Origin of the sequence: Sorangium sp. So ce145 (assembly GCF_051525985.1) — a bacterium.
Classification (GTDB): Bacteria; Myxococcota_A; Polyangia; order Polyangiales; family Polyangiaceae; genus Sorangium; species Sorangium cellulosum_B.
In genome coordinates this window covers 8,660,760-8,679,174 of sequence record NZ_CP150315.1, presented here as the reverse complement: position 1 = coordinate 8,679,174, position 18,415 = coordinate 8,660,760, and the positions used below count along the sequence as shown (strand labels likewise).

Sequence of the window (18,415 nt, the reverse complement as noted above, 5' to 3'; positions counted from 1 at the left end):
GCGCGTACATATAACGGAGCGACGCCAGGAGCGGAAGCGGGAAGAAGGTATGTCGAGGTGAGCAGGACGCGGCGAATTTCATGTTTTCTGTCCGGTGGTTCGCTCGCGCTGACTTCTCCCCTCCAGCGTGGGTAGACTGAGCGGGTGAGCGACAGGCGACTTACGGCCTCCGAGCCGACGCCCCGCAGCGAGCCGAGCCATGGATCTGGCTTCGTCGCGGCGCCTCAGCGCATCGCCGGGCGCTACGAGATCCTCGGCCTGCTCGGCAGCGGCGGCATGGGCAGCGTGTACCGCGTCCGCGACGTGGAGCTCGACGAGGTGGTCGCCCTCAAGATGCTCCGTCGTGATCTCGCTGACTCCGCCGGCATGCTCGAGCGCTTCCGGCAAGAGGTGAAGCTCGCGCGCCGCGTTACGCACAGGAACGTGGCGCGGACGTTCGACTTCGGCGACCACGACGGCGAGAAGTTCCTCACGATGGAGTGCGTCGAGGGCGAGTCGCTGCACAGCGTCCTCGCGCGGACGGGCCCGATGCCGTCGCAGCAGGCCATCGGCATCGGCTGCTCGCTCTGCGACGGGCTCGGCGCCGCGCACGCGGCGGGCATCGTGCACCGCGACCTCAAGCCAGAGAACGTCCTCATCGACAGGAACGGGCGCGTCGTCATCACCGATTTCGGCATCGCGCGCACCTCGTCCGGGCCGAGCGCCGGCGAGTCGCAGGGCTTCGTGCTCGGCTCCCCCGCGTACATGTCGCCGGAGCAGCTGACCGGCGAGCCCGACCTCGACGCCCGCACCGACATCTACGCGCTCGGCATGATCCTCTTCGAGTGCCTCACCCACCGGCGCGCGTGGCCGGGCGCCGGCGCGATCGCGGCCGCCATGTCCAGGCTCAAGTCCCCGCCGCCCGACCCGCGCTCCGTCCGTCCGGACGTGCCCCTCGCCGTCGCGGACGTCGTCCTGCGGTGCATGGCGATCCGCCGTGAGGACCGCTACGCGAGCGCGGCCGAGGCTCACCGCGCGCTGCTGCTCGCGCGCTCGCGCCTGTCGATCGCCCCGCAGCCGGCCCAGTCGCTCGTGTCCGCCATCGCCGCGTCCTCCGCCACGGCCGCGCCGACGGCGCCGCAGCCGATCGAGCAGAACCCGACCCGGGTCGCCGCGTCGCCGGTCGAGGCGGTGACGGCGCCGCAGCGGCGGCTCAACTCGCCCACGCTGGCGGCGCCCGCGCCCGTGCCCACGCCCGCGCCGACGCCGACGTCGTCGCTGAAGACGGTCGCCGTGCTCCCGTTCCGCAACGTCGGCGCGCCGGACGACGAGTACCTCGCCGACGGCTTCACCGAGGACCTCACCGACACCCTGTCGATGACGGCCGGCCTCAAGGTCCGGCCGCGCGCAGCGGTCTCCCGGGTGCGGCTCGACGGCCGCGATCCCAGGGATGTCGGCCGCGAGCTCGGCGTGCAGGTCGTCGTCGAGGGGTCGATCCGCCGCACCGGCGGCGTCGGCTACGCGCCGGATGGGCCGCGCTCGCAGCCCCCCGCGCCGTACTCGCGGCCGGCGTCGCGCGTGCCGCCTGGCGGCGTGCGCGTCACCGTGCGTGTCATCGGCGTCGAGGACGGCTTCCAGCTCTGGGCGAAGCGGTTCGACAGCTCGCCCGAGGCGCTGCTCACGGTGAGCGACGACGCGGCGGGCGCGATCGCCGCGGCGCTCACCGTCGACGCCGCCAGCCGCGAGCGCGAGTCGCCGAGCGACCCGCGCGCGATCGACCTGTACCTGCGCGCGCGCCACCAGATGCGGCGCCTCTGGTACGGGGACGCCGCGCCGGCCGTGGCGCTCTTCGAGGAGGCGCTCTCGTTCTCCCCGAACGATCCGAGCATCCTGTCCGGTTACGCGATCGCCTTCGCGCGGCTGATGGGCGCGCGGGGCGAAGGCGCGGCGCAGTTCGCGAAGGCGCAGCAGGCCGCCGAGCGGGCGATCGCGCTGGCTCCCGCGCTCGGCGAGCCGTGGGTGGCGCTCGCCACGGTCCGCTTCAGCGCGGGCGATCCGGTCGGCGCCGTCCCGGCGCTGCGCAAGGCGCTCCAGTGCGCGCCGAGCCTGGCCAAGGCGCACGAGCTGCTCGGCCGCATCCTCCTCGAGGCGGGGCTCGTCGACGAGGCGATGTTCCGGCTCGACACGGCGCTGGCGCTCGATCCGAGCGAGCCGTTCCCGCGCTGGGAGCTGGCGCGCGGCCGCGCGCTGCTCGGCGACTGGCCGGCGGCCGGCGTGCTGCTCGACCTGCCGGCGGAGGACCCGTCGAGCCGCTTTCACAAGGCGGTGATGCGCGCCCGCTTCGGGCTGTGGCGCGGCGCCGCGTTCCCCATCGACGATCTCTCGCTCGCGACGGAGACCATCCCGATCCAGTACGCGCGCATCTACCGCGACGTGCTCGCGACGTCGCGGCTCTCGGACGAGCAGCGGGCGTTGCTGAGCGCGAAGGCGGACAGCTCCGAGCCGGGCAGCCGCCTGCGCCCGCTCTTCTTCCAGATGTACGCCGAGATCCTCGCCTTCCTCGGCGAGGACGACGCGCTCTTCCGCGTGCTCGCCGGCGCGGTGGACGCAGGGCTCTTCGACGCCTTCTGGATGCAGCGCTGCCCGGTGCTCGACCGCGCGCGCGCGGACGCGCGCTTCGCCCCGCTCCGCGCGCGCGTCGAGGAGCGGGCCGCCGCGATCATCGCCGCGTTCCGGGGCTGAGCGCCGCGCTCAGCTCCTGCGCGCGTTCTTGGCCCCCTTGGAGACGGCGGGCATCAGCAGGTCGCCCTCCACGTGGCCGGAGACGTCCAGGATGGTGCGCCCCTCCGCGTCGCGCCCGGGGCGCTCTCGCGTGTAGCGCTCAGCGGGCGCGGCGAGCACCACGCCGAGGTCGCGCGCGGCGCCGGTGAGCTCGGCCGAGAGCGCCTCGTCGACGAGGCGGGCCCGCTCGCCGCTCGACGAGCCGGCGGGGATGGCGACGGCCACCGAGCCCACGACGACCCCGTCCTTCGCGAGCAGCCCGTGCGGCGAGCCGGTCGTCTGCGCGAGCTTCAGCGCGACGCGCGCCGCCTCGCAGCGGTCGCGCGCGGCGGCGAGCGACGCCGCGCCGCGGCGGAGGATCTCGCGCGCGTCCTCCGCGGGGACGCCGCGGTACGCCTCGGCGAGCTCCGCGTTCTCCTCCCTGATCCGCGTCACCTCGGCCTCGGCGGCCGCGACGTCGGCCTCGTACTGGGAAAGATCGATCGAGCTCATGGCGTGTCGTCACCCTCGGTTCGTGAGCAGGAGGCTCCCTGCGAGCAGCGCGCCGGCCGCAGCGGCGCCGTAGAGGCAATAGCGCGCGAGCGCCGCCTGGCCAGCCAGGTAGAGCTCTAGCCCCGCGAAGCCGGCGGCGATCGCGAGCGCCGCGTAGATGAGCTGGCGCACCCCCGTATAGACGAGCGACGCGGCCTGGGCGAGGCCGCGGATCTTCACCTCGGCCTCGCCGCGGTTGGCGCGCGTGAGGTACTTGCGCAGATCGTCCGGGATCGTCAGCGCCTTGATCCCCATGTCCTTCGCCGCCTCGAGGGCGATCTGGGCCCAGTCGCGGCTGCCGAGGACGAAGTCCTGCAGGTAGGGGCGCACGACGTCCATCGGGTTCAGGTCCGGATCGAGCTGCGTGCAGACGCCGGTCAAGAGGAGGAGGGTGCGCTCGAGCAGCACGAAGTCGCGCGGCACGTGGAACGCGCCGGAGAGCTCCTTCAGCCCGATGTTCATGCGCCGGAGGTCGATCAGGCTCTCGATGCCCTTCTGCGGGTCGAGCTTGATGTCCTTCAGGTTGAACGACTCGAGCTTCACCTCGTCCTGGAAGCGCTGGTGGAAGAACTCGACGACCTTCTCGCTGACGTCGACGGCGTCCCGCCGCGAGAAGAAGCGCATCTTGCGCAGCGCCTTGATGATCCCCTCGGTGTCGCGGCGGATCACGGCCTCGAGGAACTCGGGGATGCCCTCGCGCATCTCCTGGGAGAGCTCGGCGACCGCGCCGAAGTCGAGCAGGACGAGCTCCCCGCCCGGCCCGACCAGCATGTTCCCCGGGTGCGGATCCGCGTGGTAGATGCCGTCGATGAAGATCTGCTGGCAGAAGACCTGCACGATCTGCCGGGCGAGCGCCTTGCGATCGACGCCGTGCGCGTCGAGCGCCGCGACGTCGCCCACCTTGATGCCCTCGACGAACGTCGTCGTCATCACCCGGCGCGTGCAGTAGGCCTCGATGGGCCGGGGGAACCGGACCTGCGGCTGCTTCGCGAAGTTGTCGGCGATGCGCACGATGTTCCTGGCCTCGCGCACGAAGTCGAGCTCCTCCAGGATCATCGAGCGGATCTGGTGGTAGTACGCGTCGAGCCCCTGCACGGGGACGAACTGCGCGACGATCGCCATGATGCGGCGGATGGTGCGCAGGTCGAGGCGGACGATCTCGTCGATGTCGCGGTGCTGCACCTTCACGGCCACGCGCGTGCCGTCCATGAGCCACGCCTCGTGCACCTGGCCGAGCGACGCGCTCGCGAGCGGCTCCCTGTGGAAGCGGGCGAAGACCTCGCCGATGGGGCGCCCGAGCTCCTCGGCGATGCGCGCCTCGATCTCCTCGTAGGGGCGCGGTGGCACCTGGTCCTGGAGCCCCTCGAGCCCCGCGCGCAGGGTCGCGGGGAGGAAGTTCGCCATGATGCTGAGCATCTGGCCGACCTTGATGAAGAGGCCCTGGAGCTCGACGATCGTGCGCTCGATGCGGCGGGCGTTCCTCGCGTGGACCTCGTCCACGCGGTTGTTCGCCCACGTCTCTCCGAAGAGGCGGCGGAGGAAGAAGAACCAGAGGTAGCTCGCGAGGACGGTGAACGTCGTCAGGTACGCGCGGATGAAGCGGCCGCTCTGCGCGGCGTTCTGGCGCAGCGAGCTGGGCCTCGCGGCGGGGGTCTGCGCGCGCCGCGGCGCCCTGGCGGATCCGGGCGGCGGGGCGTGGCCTGCGTCGGGAGGCCTCGGCGCGCCGTCCGCGTCGTGCGCGCCGTCGTGCTCGCGCTGGGCCACGCCGGGGCGCGGCGCGCCGTCCGCGTCGTGCGCGCCGTCGTGCTCGCGCTGGGCCACGCCGGGGCGCGGCGCGCCGTCCGCGTCGTGCGCGCCGTCGCGCTCGTGCTGGACCACGCCGGGGCGCGGCTCGCCGCCCGCGCGCGGCGGCTCTGCGGGCGAGCGAACCAGCCCGGAGGACGGGCCCAGCTCTTCGGGGACGGCGCCGTGTGACACCGCGGCAGCCTAGCATCGCTCCGCGCCGGCCCGCGAAAACGCGGGAGCGATGCGGCGCGCCATCCGTCCTCGCGTCATCGCGCCTGCGCCATGGCCTCCGCGATCGCGTCATAGACGGCGGGCCGCGCGCGACGGATCGCGTCGGAGGCGCGCGTCGGGTGGACGCGGTTCGTGAGCAGCACGCCGACGAGCTCCGCTTCCGGATCGATCCAGAGGCTCGTCCCTGTGAAGCCGAGGTGACCGAAGGTCTGCGGGCCGAAGCGCGCGCCGGAGCTCGGCCTCTCGCCGCTCCTGCCGTCGAACCCGGCGCGCAGCGACCCGCCCGGGCGCGGCGCGATCAGCCGCTCTACCTCGTCGCGCGAGAGCCACTCCGGGCGCTCGCCCGCGAGCGCCTCGAGCAGCGCGACCCCGAGCCGCGCCACGGACATGGCGTCGCCGAAGAGCCCCGCGTGCCCGGCCATCCCGTCGCGCGCGATCGTCCAGGCGTTGTCGTCGTGGACCGCGCCGCGGAGCACGCCCCCGCGGAACGCGACGTCCTCGGTGGGGACGACGCGCTCGTCGAACCGCGGATCGCGCCGCCGGAGCGCGCGGACCGGCGCGACCGCGAGCCCGAGCGGGCCTGTCACCTCCCGCGCGACGACCTCGTCGAGCTCGGCCTCGCCGCGCCGCGCGACAGCGGCGCCGAGCAGCAGGTACCCGAGGTCGCTGTACACCGGCGGGAACCCGCCGGCGGGCGGATCGCCCTCGCACCCCGCGCGGCGCCCGTTCGCGCAGTCGAGCAGCGCGCCGAGGGGATCGATCGGCGCGTCGTTGCCGGGCGGATGGAGCGGGCGGTGCGCCTCGAGCCCGGCGCGGTGGGCGGCGAGGAGCTCGAGCGGCACGCGCGCCGATCGCGTGCCGGCGAGCTCCGGCAGCACCTGCCCGAGCGGCTCGTCGAACCTCACCTTGCCGGCGCGGGCGAGCCGGGCGAACGCGAGCGCGGTGAACGGCTTCGTCACCGACGCGAGATCGAAGATCGCGTCGCCCGTCGCCGCGGCCGGCGTCGCGCCGCGGGCGCCGGCCGGCGGGCTGTCTTCCTGCCACAAGCGTCCAGCGGCGCCCGCTCCGTACCGGACGTTGTCTCGCGTGCGCACGGCTGCGGCGACGCACGCGCAGGGCGCGGCGCGGTGCGCTTCGATCGCGAGCGCTGCGATCGGCGTGAGATCGACGGGGGTCATGGCCGAGGATGGGGAGGGCTGGGCGCCCGTGTCAAACGAGCTCTGGCGGCCGGCGGGGATGAGCCCGACGACGCGTGGAGAATCGCGACGCGTTCCCCGAAAGATCGAGCCGCACCGGCGGTCCTGCTTCAGGATCTCCCCGTGGCTTCTCCCGTGGGCACCGAAACACGCGCCGCCGTCGCGCCGCTCGCCGCGCTTGCGGCGAGGTACGACGATCGCCGGCCCGATCGCTGGGAGCCGGTCCCCGAGCGGCTCGACGCGGCCATCGCGTGCGACGTCGAGCTCGCCGAGGCCGGCCGCGTCGCGCGGGCGCCGCTCGTGGCCGAGCTCGCGCGCCGCTTCGAGTTCCTTGCCCACTACCTGGACGCGATCCTGCTCGTGCCGCGCGAGCGCTTCGTCCTGCCGGAGGATCTCGCCGCGTCGGCGGACGACACGCCGTTGCCGCTCGACCGCGCGGGGCAGGCGACCGTGAGCGCGCCGCACGCGTACCTGCTCACGTACAGCCTGCTCGATCTCGGTCCGGGCGATCGACTGCTCGAGCTCGGCACGGGCACCGGTTACGGGGTGGCGCTCGCGCGGCGCATCGTCGGCCCGACCGGGCACGTCACCTCGATCGAGATCGACCCCGTGCTGCACGCGCGCGCGGTGCGGCTGCTCGGCGCGCGGCCGGATCGCCAGGAGGGCGACGAGGCGCGCGCGGCCAGCGCCGCCGGCCCGTCCGACGAGGGCGCGGGCGTCACGTTGCTGTGCGGCGACGGGCGCTCGCTCGCCGAGCGCGTGCTCGCGGGCGAGCGGACATCGCCGTCGGAGCGGCCCTGGAAGGTCGCGGTGACGTACGCGCTGACCGAGCCTCCCACGGCGCTCGAGGCGCAGCTGAGCGACGGGGGCGTCCTTGTCGCGCCGGTCGGCGCGTGGGAGGGCCACCAGGAGCTCGTGCGTGTCGAGCGCCGGCAGGGCGCGCTCCTCCGCGAGGTGCACGGCGCGGTCCGCTACGTGGCGGAGCGCGGGCGCGGGTAGCTCTCGCAGCCGCCACGCGCAGACGCCTTTGCCGTCCGGTGTTGACCCCTCCGGACCGCCCGCCACGTCCTCCGGACAGGCGGAGCCATCTCACGATCCCGCACTGGCGGTCTGTGCCGTCCGGATGGATCTGTCCCACGTCCTTGTGACACACATCCTGTCCAGATGGCACATCATCCTGTCCAGATGGCACACCCTCGTGTCCAGATGACCCATCTTCCTGTCCAGATGGCACACCCTCGTGTCCAGACGACCCATCTTCCTGTCCCGATGACCCGCCATCGTGTCCGTGCGCGAGCGGTTGTGATCCGGGCTCATGGCTCAGGGCCATCGCGATCGGATGGAAGCGGCAGGGCTGGATCGAGGTGAGCGCCGGCGGGGGTCTCCGCGCGGCGGGGGCGGGTGGGCGCGGCGAGCACCGACCGAGGTACCATCCGGTGTCAGGGGGCATGGCGTCTCAGGCGCGCCTTGTGTGGCGCGCGACGAAACGTTCCAGGTGGCATGGCCCGAAGGGAGACATGCCGGGCGGTGTTCTCAGCGCAAGCGCCCCGGCTCCGGTCTTGGCGGATGGCCGAGCGCCCGCCCGCCCCCGCCGCGCGGAGACCCCCGCCGGCGCGTGCTGCTCGGCGCGGCGCCCTCTCTTCCTTCCCCGTCCGTCGCTCCGCCCCCCACCGCCCCCCTGCCGGATCAGAGAAGGCGCCACCGTCTTTGACCCTGGACCGCCTGGAACTTTATCCTGGCCTCCCCGAGGCGGGGCCGCCCCTGCGCGTCGGCTAGGCCCGTCGTGGATCAGGGAGAAGACCGGGAGCACTATGGCGGAGTTCGTTTGGGAGGCGCGCGGCCGCACCGGAGAGATCCGGAAGGGCACCATGGAGGCCGAGAACGAGGCGGCGGTGCAGAACCGCCTCCGCGCTCAGCAGCTCAACCCCACCCGCGTCAAGAAGAAGGGGGCGCAGCTCAGCCTCAGCCTGAGCTTCGGCTCGGGCGTCGAGCCGAAGGACCTCGTCAAGTTCATCCGCCAGTTCGCGACGATGATCGACGCGGGCCTCCCGCTGGTCCAGTGCCTCGAGATCCTGGCGAACCAGGAGCCGAACAAGATCTTCCAGGCGGCGCTGAAGGACATCAAGAACACGGTCGAGCAGGGCGCCACGTTCAGCGACGCGCTCCGGCGCCACCCGAAGATCTTCGACGACCTGTTCGTCAACCTCGTCCAGGCCGGCGAGGTGGGCGGCATCCTCGACAGCATCCTGAACCGGCTCGCGATCTACATCGAGAAGCGCGTGAAGCTCGCGCGCCAGGTGCGGGGCGCGCTCGCGTACCCGATCGCCGTCATCGTGATCATGGTCGTCGTCATGGTCGTGCTGATGTCGTTCGTCATCCCGTCCTTCGAGACGATGTTCGCGGAGTTCGGCGCCAAGGACGCGCTCCCGCAGCTCACGAAGATCGTCATCGCCGTCTCGAAGACGTTCGTCACCTACCTCCCGCTCATCGTGGTCCTGACCGTGGCCGCGGCCTTCGGCGCGACCTACTTCTACCGCTCGCCGTCCGGCAAGCGGATGGTGCACCGCCTCGTCCTCAGGCTCCCCATCATCGGCCCGGTCATGCAGAAGATCGCCGTCGCGCGGTTCTCGCGCACGCTCGGCACGCTGCTCGGCTCCGGCGTGCCGATCCTCGACGCGCTCGACATCGTCGCGAAGACGGCCGGCAACGTCGTCGTGGAGGAGGGCCTCATGTACTCCCGCCAGAAGATCTCCGAAGGGAAGAACATGGCCGAGCCGCTCGGCGAGATGCAGGTCTTCCCCGGCATGGTCGTGCAGATGGTCGCGGTCGGCGAGCAGACCGGCGCCCTCGACACGATGCTCAACAAGATCGCCGACTTCTATGAAGAGGAGGTCGACGTCGCCGTCGCCGCGCTGACGTCGCTGCTCGAGCCGCTCCTCATGGTCATCGTCGGCGGCATGGTGGGCATCGTGCTCATCTCGATGTACCTGCCGATCTTCGATCTCGCCGGCAAGATCAAGGCGGAGTGATGTCGCCCGCGGCCTCCCCGGCGAGCCCGGGCGGCGAGGCCGGGGCGCCGCGAGAGCACGCCGGGGCCGCGCCGTCGCGCGACGCCCGCGCCTCGACGCCGTCGATGCTGCTCCCGTCCGGCGCTCCCGGCGGCGCCGAGGCGCCGCTCGCGAGCCGGCTCACCTGGCTCATCGCGCTGCGCCTCGCGGTGCTCACCGTCTTCCTCGTCGTGACCGCGGCGGTGTACCTCGGCGGCTTCACCCCCGGGCGCTTCTCCAGCATCGTCGCGCTGGTCACGGTCGCCGCCGCGTACGGCGTCTCCGGCATCTACGCCGTGTTCCTGCGCATGAACCGCGCCCTCCGGGCGATCGCGCGGGCGCAGCTCGTGACCGATCAGATCACCTGGACCGCGCTCGTGTACATCACCGGCGGGGCCTCGAGCGGCGCGACGTCGCTCTACGGCCTCACCTGCCTCACGGGGGCGATCCTCCTCGGGCTCCCCGGCGCCATCGTCGCTGCGGCGTCGGGGGCGGCGGCGTACCTCGTCCTGTGCGCGGCGCTCGGGCTGCACCTCCTCGGGGTGCCGCCGGACCAGCCCGCCGGGGCGTACGCGACGCAGTGGGGCGAGCTGCGGTACCCCATGTTCGTCAACCTGCTCGCGCTCCTGGTGGTCACGCTGCTCGCGAGCTACCTGGCGGAGCGGCTGCGCGCGACGGGCGGCCGGCTCGTGCAGGCCACCGCGCGGGCGGAGCAGGCCACCGCGCGGGCGGAGCAGGCCGAACGGCTCGCGGCGCTGGGCCGCCTCGCCGCGGGGCTGGCCCACGAGATCAGGAACCCGCTCGGCTCGATCGCGGGATCCATCGAGCTCCTCCGCACGGGCGGGACGCTCTCCGACGAGGACCGCAAGCTCTGCGAGATCATCGAGCGCGAGACCGCGCGCCTGAACGACCTCGTGGGCGACATGCTCGATCTGTCGCGCCCGCGGGTGCCCACGCTCGAGGGCGTGGACCTCTCGGCGACGGCCCGCGACGTCGTCGTCCTCGCGGGGCGCTCGGGCCGCGGCAGCGACGTCGAGGTGCGCTTCGATGGGCCGCCGTCCGCGCCGGTGACCGCCGACGCGGCCCAGATGCGCCAGGTCGTCTGGAACCTCGTGCGGAACGCGATCCAGGCGAGCTCCGCGGGCGCCGTCGTGACCGTGCGCCTCTGGCGCGACCCGAGCGCCTGGCTCCTGGAGATCCGCGACCAGGGGCGAGGCATCCCCGCGGGCGCCCGCGATCGCCTCTTCGACGCGTTCTTCACGACCCGCACGCATGGCATGGGCATCGGCCTGGCCGTGGTGAAGCGGATCCTCGACGATCACGGCTTCGCGATCGAGGTGGACAGCCGCGAGGGCGAGGGCACCGCGTTCCGGGTGAGGGTCCCGGACCGGCCGCCGGAGTCCGGCGGCGCGGAGCGCCTCGCCGTCGCCGCGGAGCTGCCCCCACGATCGCGTCCGGCGGCCTGACGCGGAGCCCGCGCTGCCGCGGTCGATGCATCGTCACATCGGACGCGTGGCGCTCCGTTCACGCCCCGCTGCGCCGCGCACGCGCTTTTCCCGGCGGCCAGCCGAGAGATTGCGGCCGAGCCCGCCGCCGCGCGTGAATAGGCCGCCGAGGCGGTCGTCTGCCCCTGGGGAGCGGGCCAGCGCAGTCGGATTGCTGTCTCTTTTCGCGGTGTTCGTGGAGAGCAGGGATGCGACGTCGCCGGGCCGCCGGGCCCTGGGTCCGACCTGGCAGGCCGTTTGCGTAGGACCAAGGTGAGCAGTAGAAGCCTCCCGAGGCGCGCTCGCTGCCCGCAGGCACAGAAGGAGAACCATACGTGACACGCAGGATGAACCATCTCTTCGCGGCGACGTTCTCGCTGCTCGCGCTCACGCTCGGCCCGGTGGGCCTCGCCAGCGCCGGGACGGCGACGGACGTCGTCAAGGCCAAGCAGACGGCCCTGTTCGACCTCCTGAAGAAGGGGGGGGTCGAGAACCAGAAGAAGGTGGGCGCGGTCTTCGACGAGATGCTCGATTACTCGGCGCTGGCGGAGGCCTCCCTGGGCAGCGAGTGGGCCGCGCGGACCGACGCCGAGAAGCAGCAGTTCAGCGAGCTCCTGAAGCAGCTCGTGCGCAAGGCCTACGAGCGCAACCTGAAGAAGACGCTCGACTTCAACGTCGAGTACCTCAGCGAGACGCCGAGCGGCAGCGCCATCACGGTCAAGACCAAGGCCGTCTCCAGGAAGGACGCGCGCGAGGAGCCGGTCGAGATCGCCTTCAAGCTCTCCGAGAAGGGCGGCGTCTGGCGCGTGCAGGACATCGTCACCGAGGGCGTCAGCCTGGTGGGGAGCTACCGCGCCCAGTTCACGAAGATCATCAAGAAGGATGGGTTCCCGGCGCTCATCCAGAAAATGAAGGACAAGCTCGCCAAGGGCGACGTCTGACCCGCCCCGCCGCGCCTCGTCCGGCGCGATCGCCGTGAACTCGCCTGATGTGCCGCCGGGTTGATACCCTTGGCGGGTATGGCTGCTGGACAGAGGCGCGGCCGGCCGGCGCGCGCGCTGGGCCTTGCGCCGTCGATCCGCGCGCTCGCGCCCGGCGGCGGCGCGGCCCCGCGCCCGCCCGACGACCGCCCTGTCCTCCGGCTCGCCGTCAGCAAGGGCGCGCTCGCCATCGAGCTCGGGGAGCCGTTCGCGCTCGGCCCGCTCCGCGTCACCGAGCTCGTGGTGCGGCTCGCCGGGATCCGGTTCCCCGTCGACCTCTCCGGCGGCGTGGCGCGCTTCCGGCACCGGCGCGGCCAGCTCGTCCGGCTCTCCGTCGAGGCGCAGGGGACCGAGCTCGCCGGCTGGGCCGCGCCGCGGCTCCGCGGCCTGCTCGGCGACGGCGCGCCGCAGCTCCTCATCGCGCCCATCGAGGACGGCGCGCTGGTCGCGCTGCGATCCGGCGAGACGGCGCTCGCGTTCGACGTCGCCGTGGCCCCGGGGGAGCGCGCGCTCAGGCTCCTGCCGGAGCGCGCCCGCGGCATCGGCCTCGCCGCCCCGCCGCACGCGCTCGCGCTGCAGGCGCTCTCGATGATGGCGGGTACGCACGGGCGCCTCGTCGAGGGCGCGATCGTTCTGGACGCCGCGGTCGAGCGGATCGTCCGCCTGCTCCTGCCCGCGGCGGGCGCGAGGGCGCCCGCGGTGGAGGGGGTGCAGTGGGCCGTGGTCGTCGCGGAGGCGGGCCGCTTCCGCGCCGAGGGCGCGCTCGGCGCGGCGCCTCCCGCGCTGGGCGACCGCGCGCTCAGGGCGCTCGAGGCGGCCGAGCTCGCGGGCGCCGCCGACGAGCTCGCGTTCGCGGGCGGGCTCGACGAGGCGCGGCGCGCGTACCTCGCCGCGCTGGAGCGCGCCCCGCGGCACCCCGAGATCTCCTCGCGCCTCGCCTGGCTCGACCTCCTGATCGGCGAGCGCGCCGAGGGGGCGCTCTCGACCGTCGTCGACGCCATGCCCGCCGTGGACGCCGGCCTCCTCGGCGGCGCGCTCCTCGAGGCGGTCGGCGATCGTGACGGCGCGTTCTCCGCGCTCGCGCGCGCCGCGCACGCGGAGCCTTACGGCCCGCTCGCCGCGCTCGCGTGGCTGCGCGCGGCGGCGCTCGCGGACGCCGTCGACGTGCGCCTCGACGCGCTGAACCTCGGCGTGGCGCGCGCGCCCGGGATCGAGGCGCTGCGGTGGGCGCGGTTCCACGCGCGGCTCGACGTCGCCGACGTGCGCGGCGCGCTCGCGGACGCCGAGCACCTCGAGGCCTCTGCGCGCGGCGCCGAGGCGCGCCACGCCGTGTCTCGCAGGGCCGCGGAGGCGTTCCTCGCGCGGGGCGACGTCGCCGACGCGCGGGTGCTCTTCGAGCGGGCGCTCCGCTACGCGCCGGAGAGCCCCGACGTGGTCGCGGGCCTCGCGCGCTCGCTGCGGGCGGCGGGGGAGGGGAGGCGCGCGCTCGACCTCCTCGCCCGGGCGCGCGCCCTCGCCGCGCGCAGCGGCGCGCCCGCGTGCGCGCTCGATCTGGAGCTCGGCCGCGGCCTCGCCGAGATCGCGGGGGATCTCCCGGCGGCGATCGCGCGCGTGCGGAGCGTCCCGCCCGGCGTGCCGGAGGCGCTGGAGGCGCGCCTTCTCGAGGGCCGCTGGTGCGCCGGGCTCGGCGATCTCGGGGGAGCGTCGGTCGCGCTCGGGCGGCTGCGCGACGCGGTGGAGCTCGCCCTCCAGGGCCGCGCGGACGACGCGGGCCCCGCTCGCGCGAAGGGAGCGCCGTTCGGCGACGGCGCCGCCGCCGTCGCGGCCCTGCTCGCCGAGGCCGCCGAGATCGAGGAGCGATCCCGGGGGGATCTCCTCGCGGCGCAGCGACAGCTGGGCCTCGCGCTGCGCCTCCGGCCGCGCGATCCGGGCATCACCGCCGCGTTCCGCCGCGTCTCGGGCGAGATCGCGCCGCCGGTCGCGCCTGCCCCGGCGGCGCCCCCTGGCCCCGTCCAGCGGCCCCGCTCGGCCGAGCAGCGGATCGAGGTCCACGTCGCCGCCCCGCGCCGGCGCACGATCCCGCCCGAGCCCGTGGTGATCGCCCCGGCGCCGATCAAGCCTCCCGCTGTCCCCCGCGCGCCGGCCGCCCCGCCCAAGGCCGCGCCGATCGACCCCGGGACCATCGACGAGATGCCCACGCTCGATGGTACCGACACGTCGACCGATCTCACGGCGCCCATCCCCAGCAGCGTCACGCTGGCGGAGGGGCAGGTGCCGCTGGCCCGCGCGTTCGGCGTCGACGACGAGCTCCTGGCCGAGCGGCTGGCCGATCGGCTCCGCGCCGATCCCGCCGATCAGGGGGTGGCGATGGCGCTCGCCGATGTGCTCGATCGGCTCGGTCGCGATCTCGATCTCCTCGCCCTGCTCTCGGCGCGGATGGAGGAGGGGGACGACGCCGTCCGAAAGGAGGTCGCGCCGCGGCGGCGCATCGTGCTCGCGCGGCTCGCTGCTCGGGCGCGGGCCGAGGGGCGCGACTCCGAGGCGGAGCTCTACGAGATGCTGCTCCAGAGCGAGCCCGCCTGAGCGCGCCCGCGCGGTCTGCGCCCGAGCAGCGAGCCGCGCGCTTGGCCCACGCGCCGCGCCCGTGATAGCCCGAGCTCTTGCGCAGCGCGCGCAGCGCTTGGAGGTGCAGCATGGCCGAGCAGCCGTCGAACCGCGCCCAGCAGCAGGGCTCGCCGTGCGAGCCGGGCGCCTCGCCCGCGAAGGCGGGCCGTCCGATCATCGTGCAGAAGTACGGCGGCTCATCGGTCGCCGACGTCGACAGGATCGGCAAGGTCGCCGAGCGCGTCGTCGCCGCGAAGCGCGCCGGCAACGACGTCGTCGTCGTGGTCAGCGCGATGGGCAAGACCACCGACGGCCTGCTCGCGCTCGCCCGGCAGGCGGCGAGCGCGGCCGCGGATCCCCCCCGGCGCGAGCTCGACATGCTGCTCTCGACCGGCGAGCGCGTGTCGATGGCGCTCCTCTCGATCGCCATCCAGGCCCGGGGCTTCGAGGCGATCTCGTTCACGGGCTCCCAGTCCGGCATCCTCACGAACGATCGCCATTTCGACGCGCGCATCATCGAGGTCCGCCCGTTCCGCATCGAGGACGAGCTCGCGCGCGGCCGCATCGTGATCGTCGCCGGCTACCAGGGGATGAGCTACCGCCGCGAGATCACGACGCTCGGACGAGGGGGCTCCGACACCACGGCCGTGGCGCTCGCGGCGGCGCTGGGCGCCGAGCGCTGCGAGATCTACAGCGACGTCGACGGCGTGTACTCGGCCGATCCGCGGGTCGTCCCGGACGCCCGCCACCTGCCCGAGCTCGACTGCGCGGTCCTCCAGGAGATGGCCGAGTGCGGCGCGAAGGTCGTCTGCGCCCAGGCGGTCGAGTGGGCGCGGCGCTCCGGCGTGGCCCTGATCGCGCGGTCGACCTTCGACGCCGGCCCCGGCGCGCGGGAGACGGTGGTGCGCCGGTTCGCGCCGGGCTCGGCGCCTCCGGCGCTCGCGGCGCGCGCGATCGTCGCCGAGGGCAACGTCGTCCTCGCGCGGGCTGACGGCGGGCTCCGGCTCGACGAGGTCCTCCGCGCGGCGGGCGAGCTCGGGCTGGGCTTCCGGGATCTCTCCTTCGGTCACGGCGGCGGCGCGCTCGTGATCCCGCTCCTCAACGTGCCCGAATGGCAGGGGGCCAGGCGAAAGCTCGCCGCGCTGCTGCCGTCGCTCGAGCTCGTCGAGGGGCTCGCGGCGGTCAGCGTCGTCGGCGACGGGCTCTCCGCGACGGCGGAGCCGCTCGCGCGCTTCGTGGAGGTCCTCGCGCGCTCTGGCATCGCGCCTCGGTTCACGGTCGCGGGCCCCCTGCGCCTCGGCGCCCTCGTCGACGCCGCCGACGTCGCGGCCGCGCAGCGCCTGCTGCACGCGTCGTTCGTCGGCGGCTGAGCGCGCCGCTCGCGAGGCGGAGGACGGCCGTCAGTGCTTTCTCTGTCGCGTGAGCGCGACGAGCCCCGCCCAGCACGCGGCCCACACGACCTCGCGCGACGCGTCCCAGGCGATCGCCGCCGGTCCGATCGACGCGGCCTCCTCCTCGGGGGCGCCGGGGGGCGCCGCACCGAGCTCGGCGACGAGCGTCGGGGCGGCGTTCGACGGCACGTGGACCAGCTGCGCCCGGCGCTCGCCCTCGCGCGCGACGAGCGCGAGCAGCGGCGAGGTCTTGTGGTCGCCCGCGAAGGCGAGGGCGACGACCACCGCGAGCCCCTCCAGCACGCGGAAGGTCTCGCCGCCGTTGCGCGACACGCAGAGGAGCCCGGCGCCGGAGATCGCGATCGAGCGCCCGCCGGCCGCCGCCGCGAGCCTGCAGTCGTCGGCCTCGGCCGCGCGCCGCGCCGCCCCCGACAGCGGCACGACCGGCGAGCCCTCGTCGTCGCCGCGGAGCCGCTCGAGCTGCGGTCCTTCGGCCGCGCTCGTGAGCGCGACGATCACTCCCTCGCTCGCGCTCATCCGGAGCACGCCGTCCCGCAGCGCGGGCCCGGGCGACAGGGAGAGCGCGCCCTTCGATGGAGACGGCGCGCCGTCGCGGCGGGGCGAGCCCGCGGCCGCGGCGGCGCCCGTCTCCGGCGGCGCGACGACCGCGCCGGCCGCGGGCGACCACAGCGTCTTGCCGGCCAGCACCCACAGGCGCCCCGGCGTCGTCGCGAGCGTCACCGGCGCGCCGCCCGAGCCCCACGCGCCGAGCGTGCTCGCGCTCTTCCCCCGGTCGTCGCTCAGCAGCAGGTTGCCGCGGCGCGTGGCGATGAGGATCGCGCTGTCCGACAGCGCGATCGAGGACGCCGACGTGTCGATGCCTGCGCGGCGCGCGGAGAGCGCCCCCGCGTCGACGACGAGCACGGCCCCGCGCTCGCCGCCCGCACGCTCCGCGCGGCGCGGGCGACCTCCCGATCGCGCGGCGGGCTCGCCCGTCAGCCCGGGCTCTGCGCCGGCGCTTCCCGCGACGACGTAGCCGCCGGCCACCGCGAGCGTGCTGCACGGGACGGCGGCGCCCGCGTCCTCGACGACGACCCAGGGCAGCGCGTCCCAGACGGGGGCCTGGTCGTCGGGGAGATCGGGCAGCTCTGCGAGCAGATCTTCGCCCTCGTACGCGCCTTCCTGGTCCGCGTCGAGCGCCGGCAGCTCCCCCTCGTCCACGTCGTCCGACGGGTCCTCTCCCGTCCCTTCCGCGCCGCCGTCGTCGCCGTGCGGCCCGCCGTGATCGTCGAGATCGTCCTGCTCGGCGTCGCTCTGCTCGACGGCCTCATCGGACAGCCACGTGCTCGCGTCGGCCTCCGCGATCCCCTCGTGGAGCGCCCCGACGTCGACGCCTTCTTCCGCGGGCTCGTCCTCCCCGGTCCCGCCGTCGTCCACGGCGAGCTCGACGCCGATCTCGAGGTCGCTCGCGTTCGCGTCGTCGAGCCCCTGCTCCGCGTCGTCGAGCGTCTGCAGGAGATCGTCGAAGCCCTCGTCGCCCCCTTCTTCCTCGTCGTGCCCGAGCGGCGGCAGGTCGATCAGCTTGCCGTCGTTCTCGTCGTGCTCGTCGTGCTCGCGCTCGTCGTCATCGACGGCGGTCTTCGGCTGCGGCGCCGGGCACGTCTCGCGGCGCTCCTCCATTCGCTCGCTGCAGGCTCGTGAGGCTGACATCGGCGGGAGTGTAGCGCCCCTCGCGGCGCTTTCGCCCCGCGCGGCGATCCCCGAGCGCTCCGCGGGCCCCAGAGCCCGCCTGCCCCGGCTCGCGGCGGTGGCTCTCGTCGGCTCTCGTCTGGTTCGGGCCCGCGGCCCGTCGCCTCCCGACGACGCCGCCGGCGAGCCGCCCGTGCGAATCATGAAGGGTGAACGTGAGCGGCCCGACGATCTCGCGCCGCTTTGGCGGGCGCGAGAACGCCGCGGGGCCCGCGGATCGACGGAGGGACGCGGCCTCTTGACGCGGCGAGGGGGCTGGCCATCCCCGCCGGGTGTGCCCGCTGGATCCCTCCGGCGAGCGGTGCTTAGCTCCGCCGTCCATGGGCCGGAACGACAGCAATTCCAGGCGAGTCGCGTCCGCGTCTCCGGCCGGCGAGCCCTCGGGGGCCGCGGGACAGCTCGGGCCCGCGCGCGGCCCCCTCTCGATCGCGGATGCGAGCGCCGGGATGCTGGTGCAACACGTCCTGGTCCATCCAGCGGACGTCGTGTTCGTGAAGAGCATCGTCGAGGCGAGCGACGGCGTCGCGCTCCTGTTCGCGGATCGCGGCGGAGAGATCACGCTCGCGGCGCCGCTCGGACGGGGCGACGAGTTCGCCGAGCTCGTGCGCGATCTGGAGCGCGACGTCGGGGCGCGTCGCCGCGACGCGCTGCGCTGAG

General features: G+C 74.5%; 12 protein-coding genes. 8 read left to right on the top strand and 4 right to left on the bottom strand.

Annotated elements, in window-relative coordinates; genetic code table 11:
* The first annotated feature begins 144 nt into the window (after positions 1-144).
* The gene (locus WMF34_RS32110) at positions 145-2,721 is read left to right on the top strand and encodes a protein kinase domain-containing protein (protein ID WP_437990195.1); all 2,577 of its coding nucleotides are present in this window, start codon (positions 145-147) and stop codon (positions 2,719-2,721) included.
* A 9-nt stretch (positions 2,722-2,730) separates the two neighbouring features.
* Here WMF34_RS32110 and WMF34_RS32105 read toward each other — a convergent pair whose 3' ends face one another.
* The 3 genes from WMF34_RS32105 to WMF34_RS32095 form a co-directional block, all read right to left on the bottom strand.
* Positions 2,731-3,252 carry a hypothetical protein gene (locus WMF34_RS32105; protein ID WP_437990194.1) on the bottom strand — a complete coding sequence of 174 codons (522 nt, stop codon included), beginning with the start codon at positions 3,250-3,252 and terminating at the stop codon, positions 2,731-2,733.
* A gap of 9 nt (positions 3,253-3,261) precedes the next feature.
* Positions 3,262-5,268 carry an AarF/UbiB family protein gene (locus WMF34_RS32100; protein ID WP_437990193.1) on the bottom strand — a complete coding sequence of 669 codons (2,007 nt, stop codon included), beginning with the start codon at positions 5,266-5,268 and terminating at the stop codon, positions 3,262-3,264.
* Positions 5,269-5,342: 74 nt separating this feature from the next.
* On the bottom strand, positions 5,343-6,485 hold the full coding sequence (locus WMF34_RS32095) for a serine hydrolase domain-containing protein (protein WP_437990192.1): 1,143 nt from the start codon (positions 6,483-6,485) through the stop codon (positions 5,343-5,345).
* Positions 6,486-6,638: 153 nt separating this feature from the next.
* On the opposite strand from WMF34_RS32095, the gene WMF34_RS32090 reads away from it, so the two are divergent.
* The 6 genes from WMF34_RS32090 (at position 6,639) to WMF34_RS32065 (ending at position 15,988) form a co-directional block, all read left to right on the top strand.
* Complete coding sequence (locus tag WMF34_RS32090) at positions 6,639-7,502, top strand: protein-L-isoaspartate O-methyltransferase family protein (protein ID WP_437990191.1); 864 nt, start codon at positions 6,639-6,641, stop codon at positions 7,500-7,502.
* 812 nt (positions 7,503-8,314) lie between these two features.
* Entirely contained in the window at positions 8,315-9,532 is a 1,218-nt protein-coding gene (locus WMF34_RS32085; protein ID WP_437990190.1) for a type II secretion system F family protein, read from the top strand.
* Positions 9,532-11,016 carry a sensor histidine kinase gene (locus WMF34_RS32080; RefSeq protein WP_012238870.1) on the top strand — a complete coding sequence of 495 codons (1,485 nt, stop codon included), beginning with the start codon at positions 9,532-9,534 and terminating at the stop codon, positions 11,014-11,016. The genes WMF34_RS32085 and WMF34_RS32080 overlap by 1 nt, the downstream gene beginning before the upstream one ends.
* Positions 11,017-11,381: 365 nt before the next feature.
* Positions 11,382-11,975, top strand: a complete 594-nt coding sequence (locus WMF34_RS32075; RefSeq protein ID WP_012238869.1) for an MlaC/ttg2D family ABC transporter substrate-binding protein — start codon at positions 11,382-11,384, stop codon at positions 11,973-11,975.
* Between the two features lie 78 nt (positions 11,976-12,053).
* The gene (locus tag WMF34_RS32070) at positions 12,054-14,597 is read left to right on the top strand and encodes a tetratricopeptide repeat protein (protein ID WP_437990189.1); all 2,544 of its coding nucleotides are present in this window, start codon (positions 12,054-12,056) and stop codon (positions 14,595-14,597) included.
* 110 nt (positions 14,598-14,707) lie between these two features.
* On the top strand, positions 14,708-15,988 hold the full coding sequence (locus tag WMF34_RS32065) for an aspartate kinase (RefSeq protein WP_437990188.1): 1,281 nt from the start codon (positions 14,708-14,710) through the stop codon (positions 15,986-15,988).
* 30 nt (positions 15,989-16,018) lie between these two features.
* Here the strand turns inward: WMF34_RS32065 and WMF34_RS32060 are convergent, their stop codons facing one another.
* Positions 16,019-17,719, bottom strand: a complete 1,701-nt coding sequence (locus WMF34_RS32060) for a hypothetical protein (protein WP_437990187.1) — start codon at positions 17,717-17,719, stop codon at positions 16,019-16,021.
* Between the two features lie 485 nt (positions 17,720-18,204).
* Here WMF34_RS32060 and WMF34_RS32055 point away from each other — a divergent pair, with 485 nt between their 5' ends.
* Positions 18,205-18,414, top strand: coding sequence for a DUF4911 domain-containing protein (locus WMF34_RS32055; protein WP_044969590.1), 210 nt, complete (start codon positions 18,205-18,207; stop codon positions 18,412-18,414).
* Position 18,415: the final 1 nt, after the last annotated feature.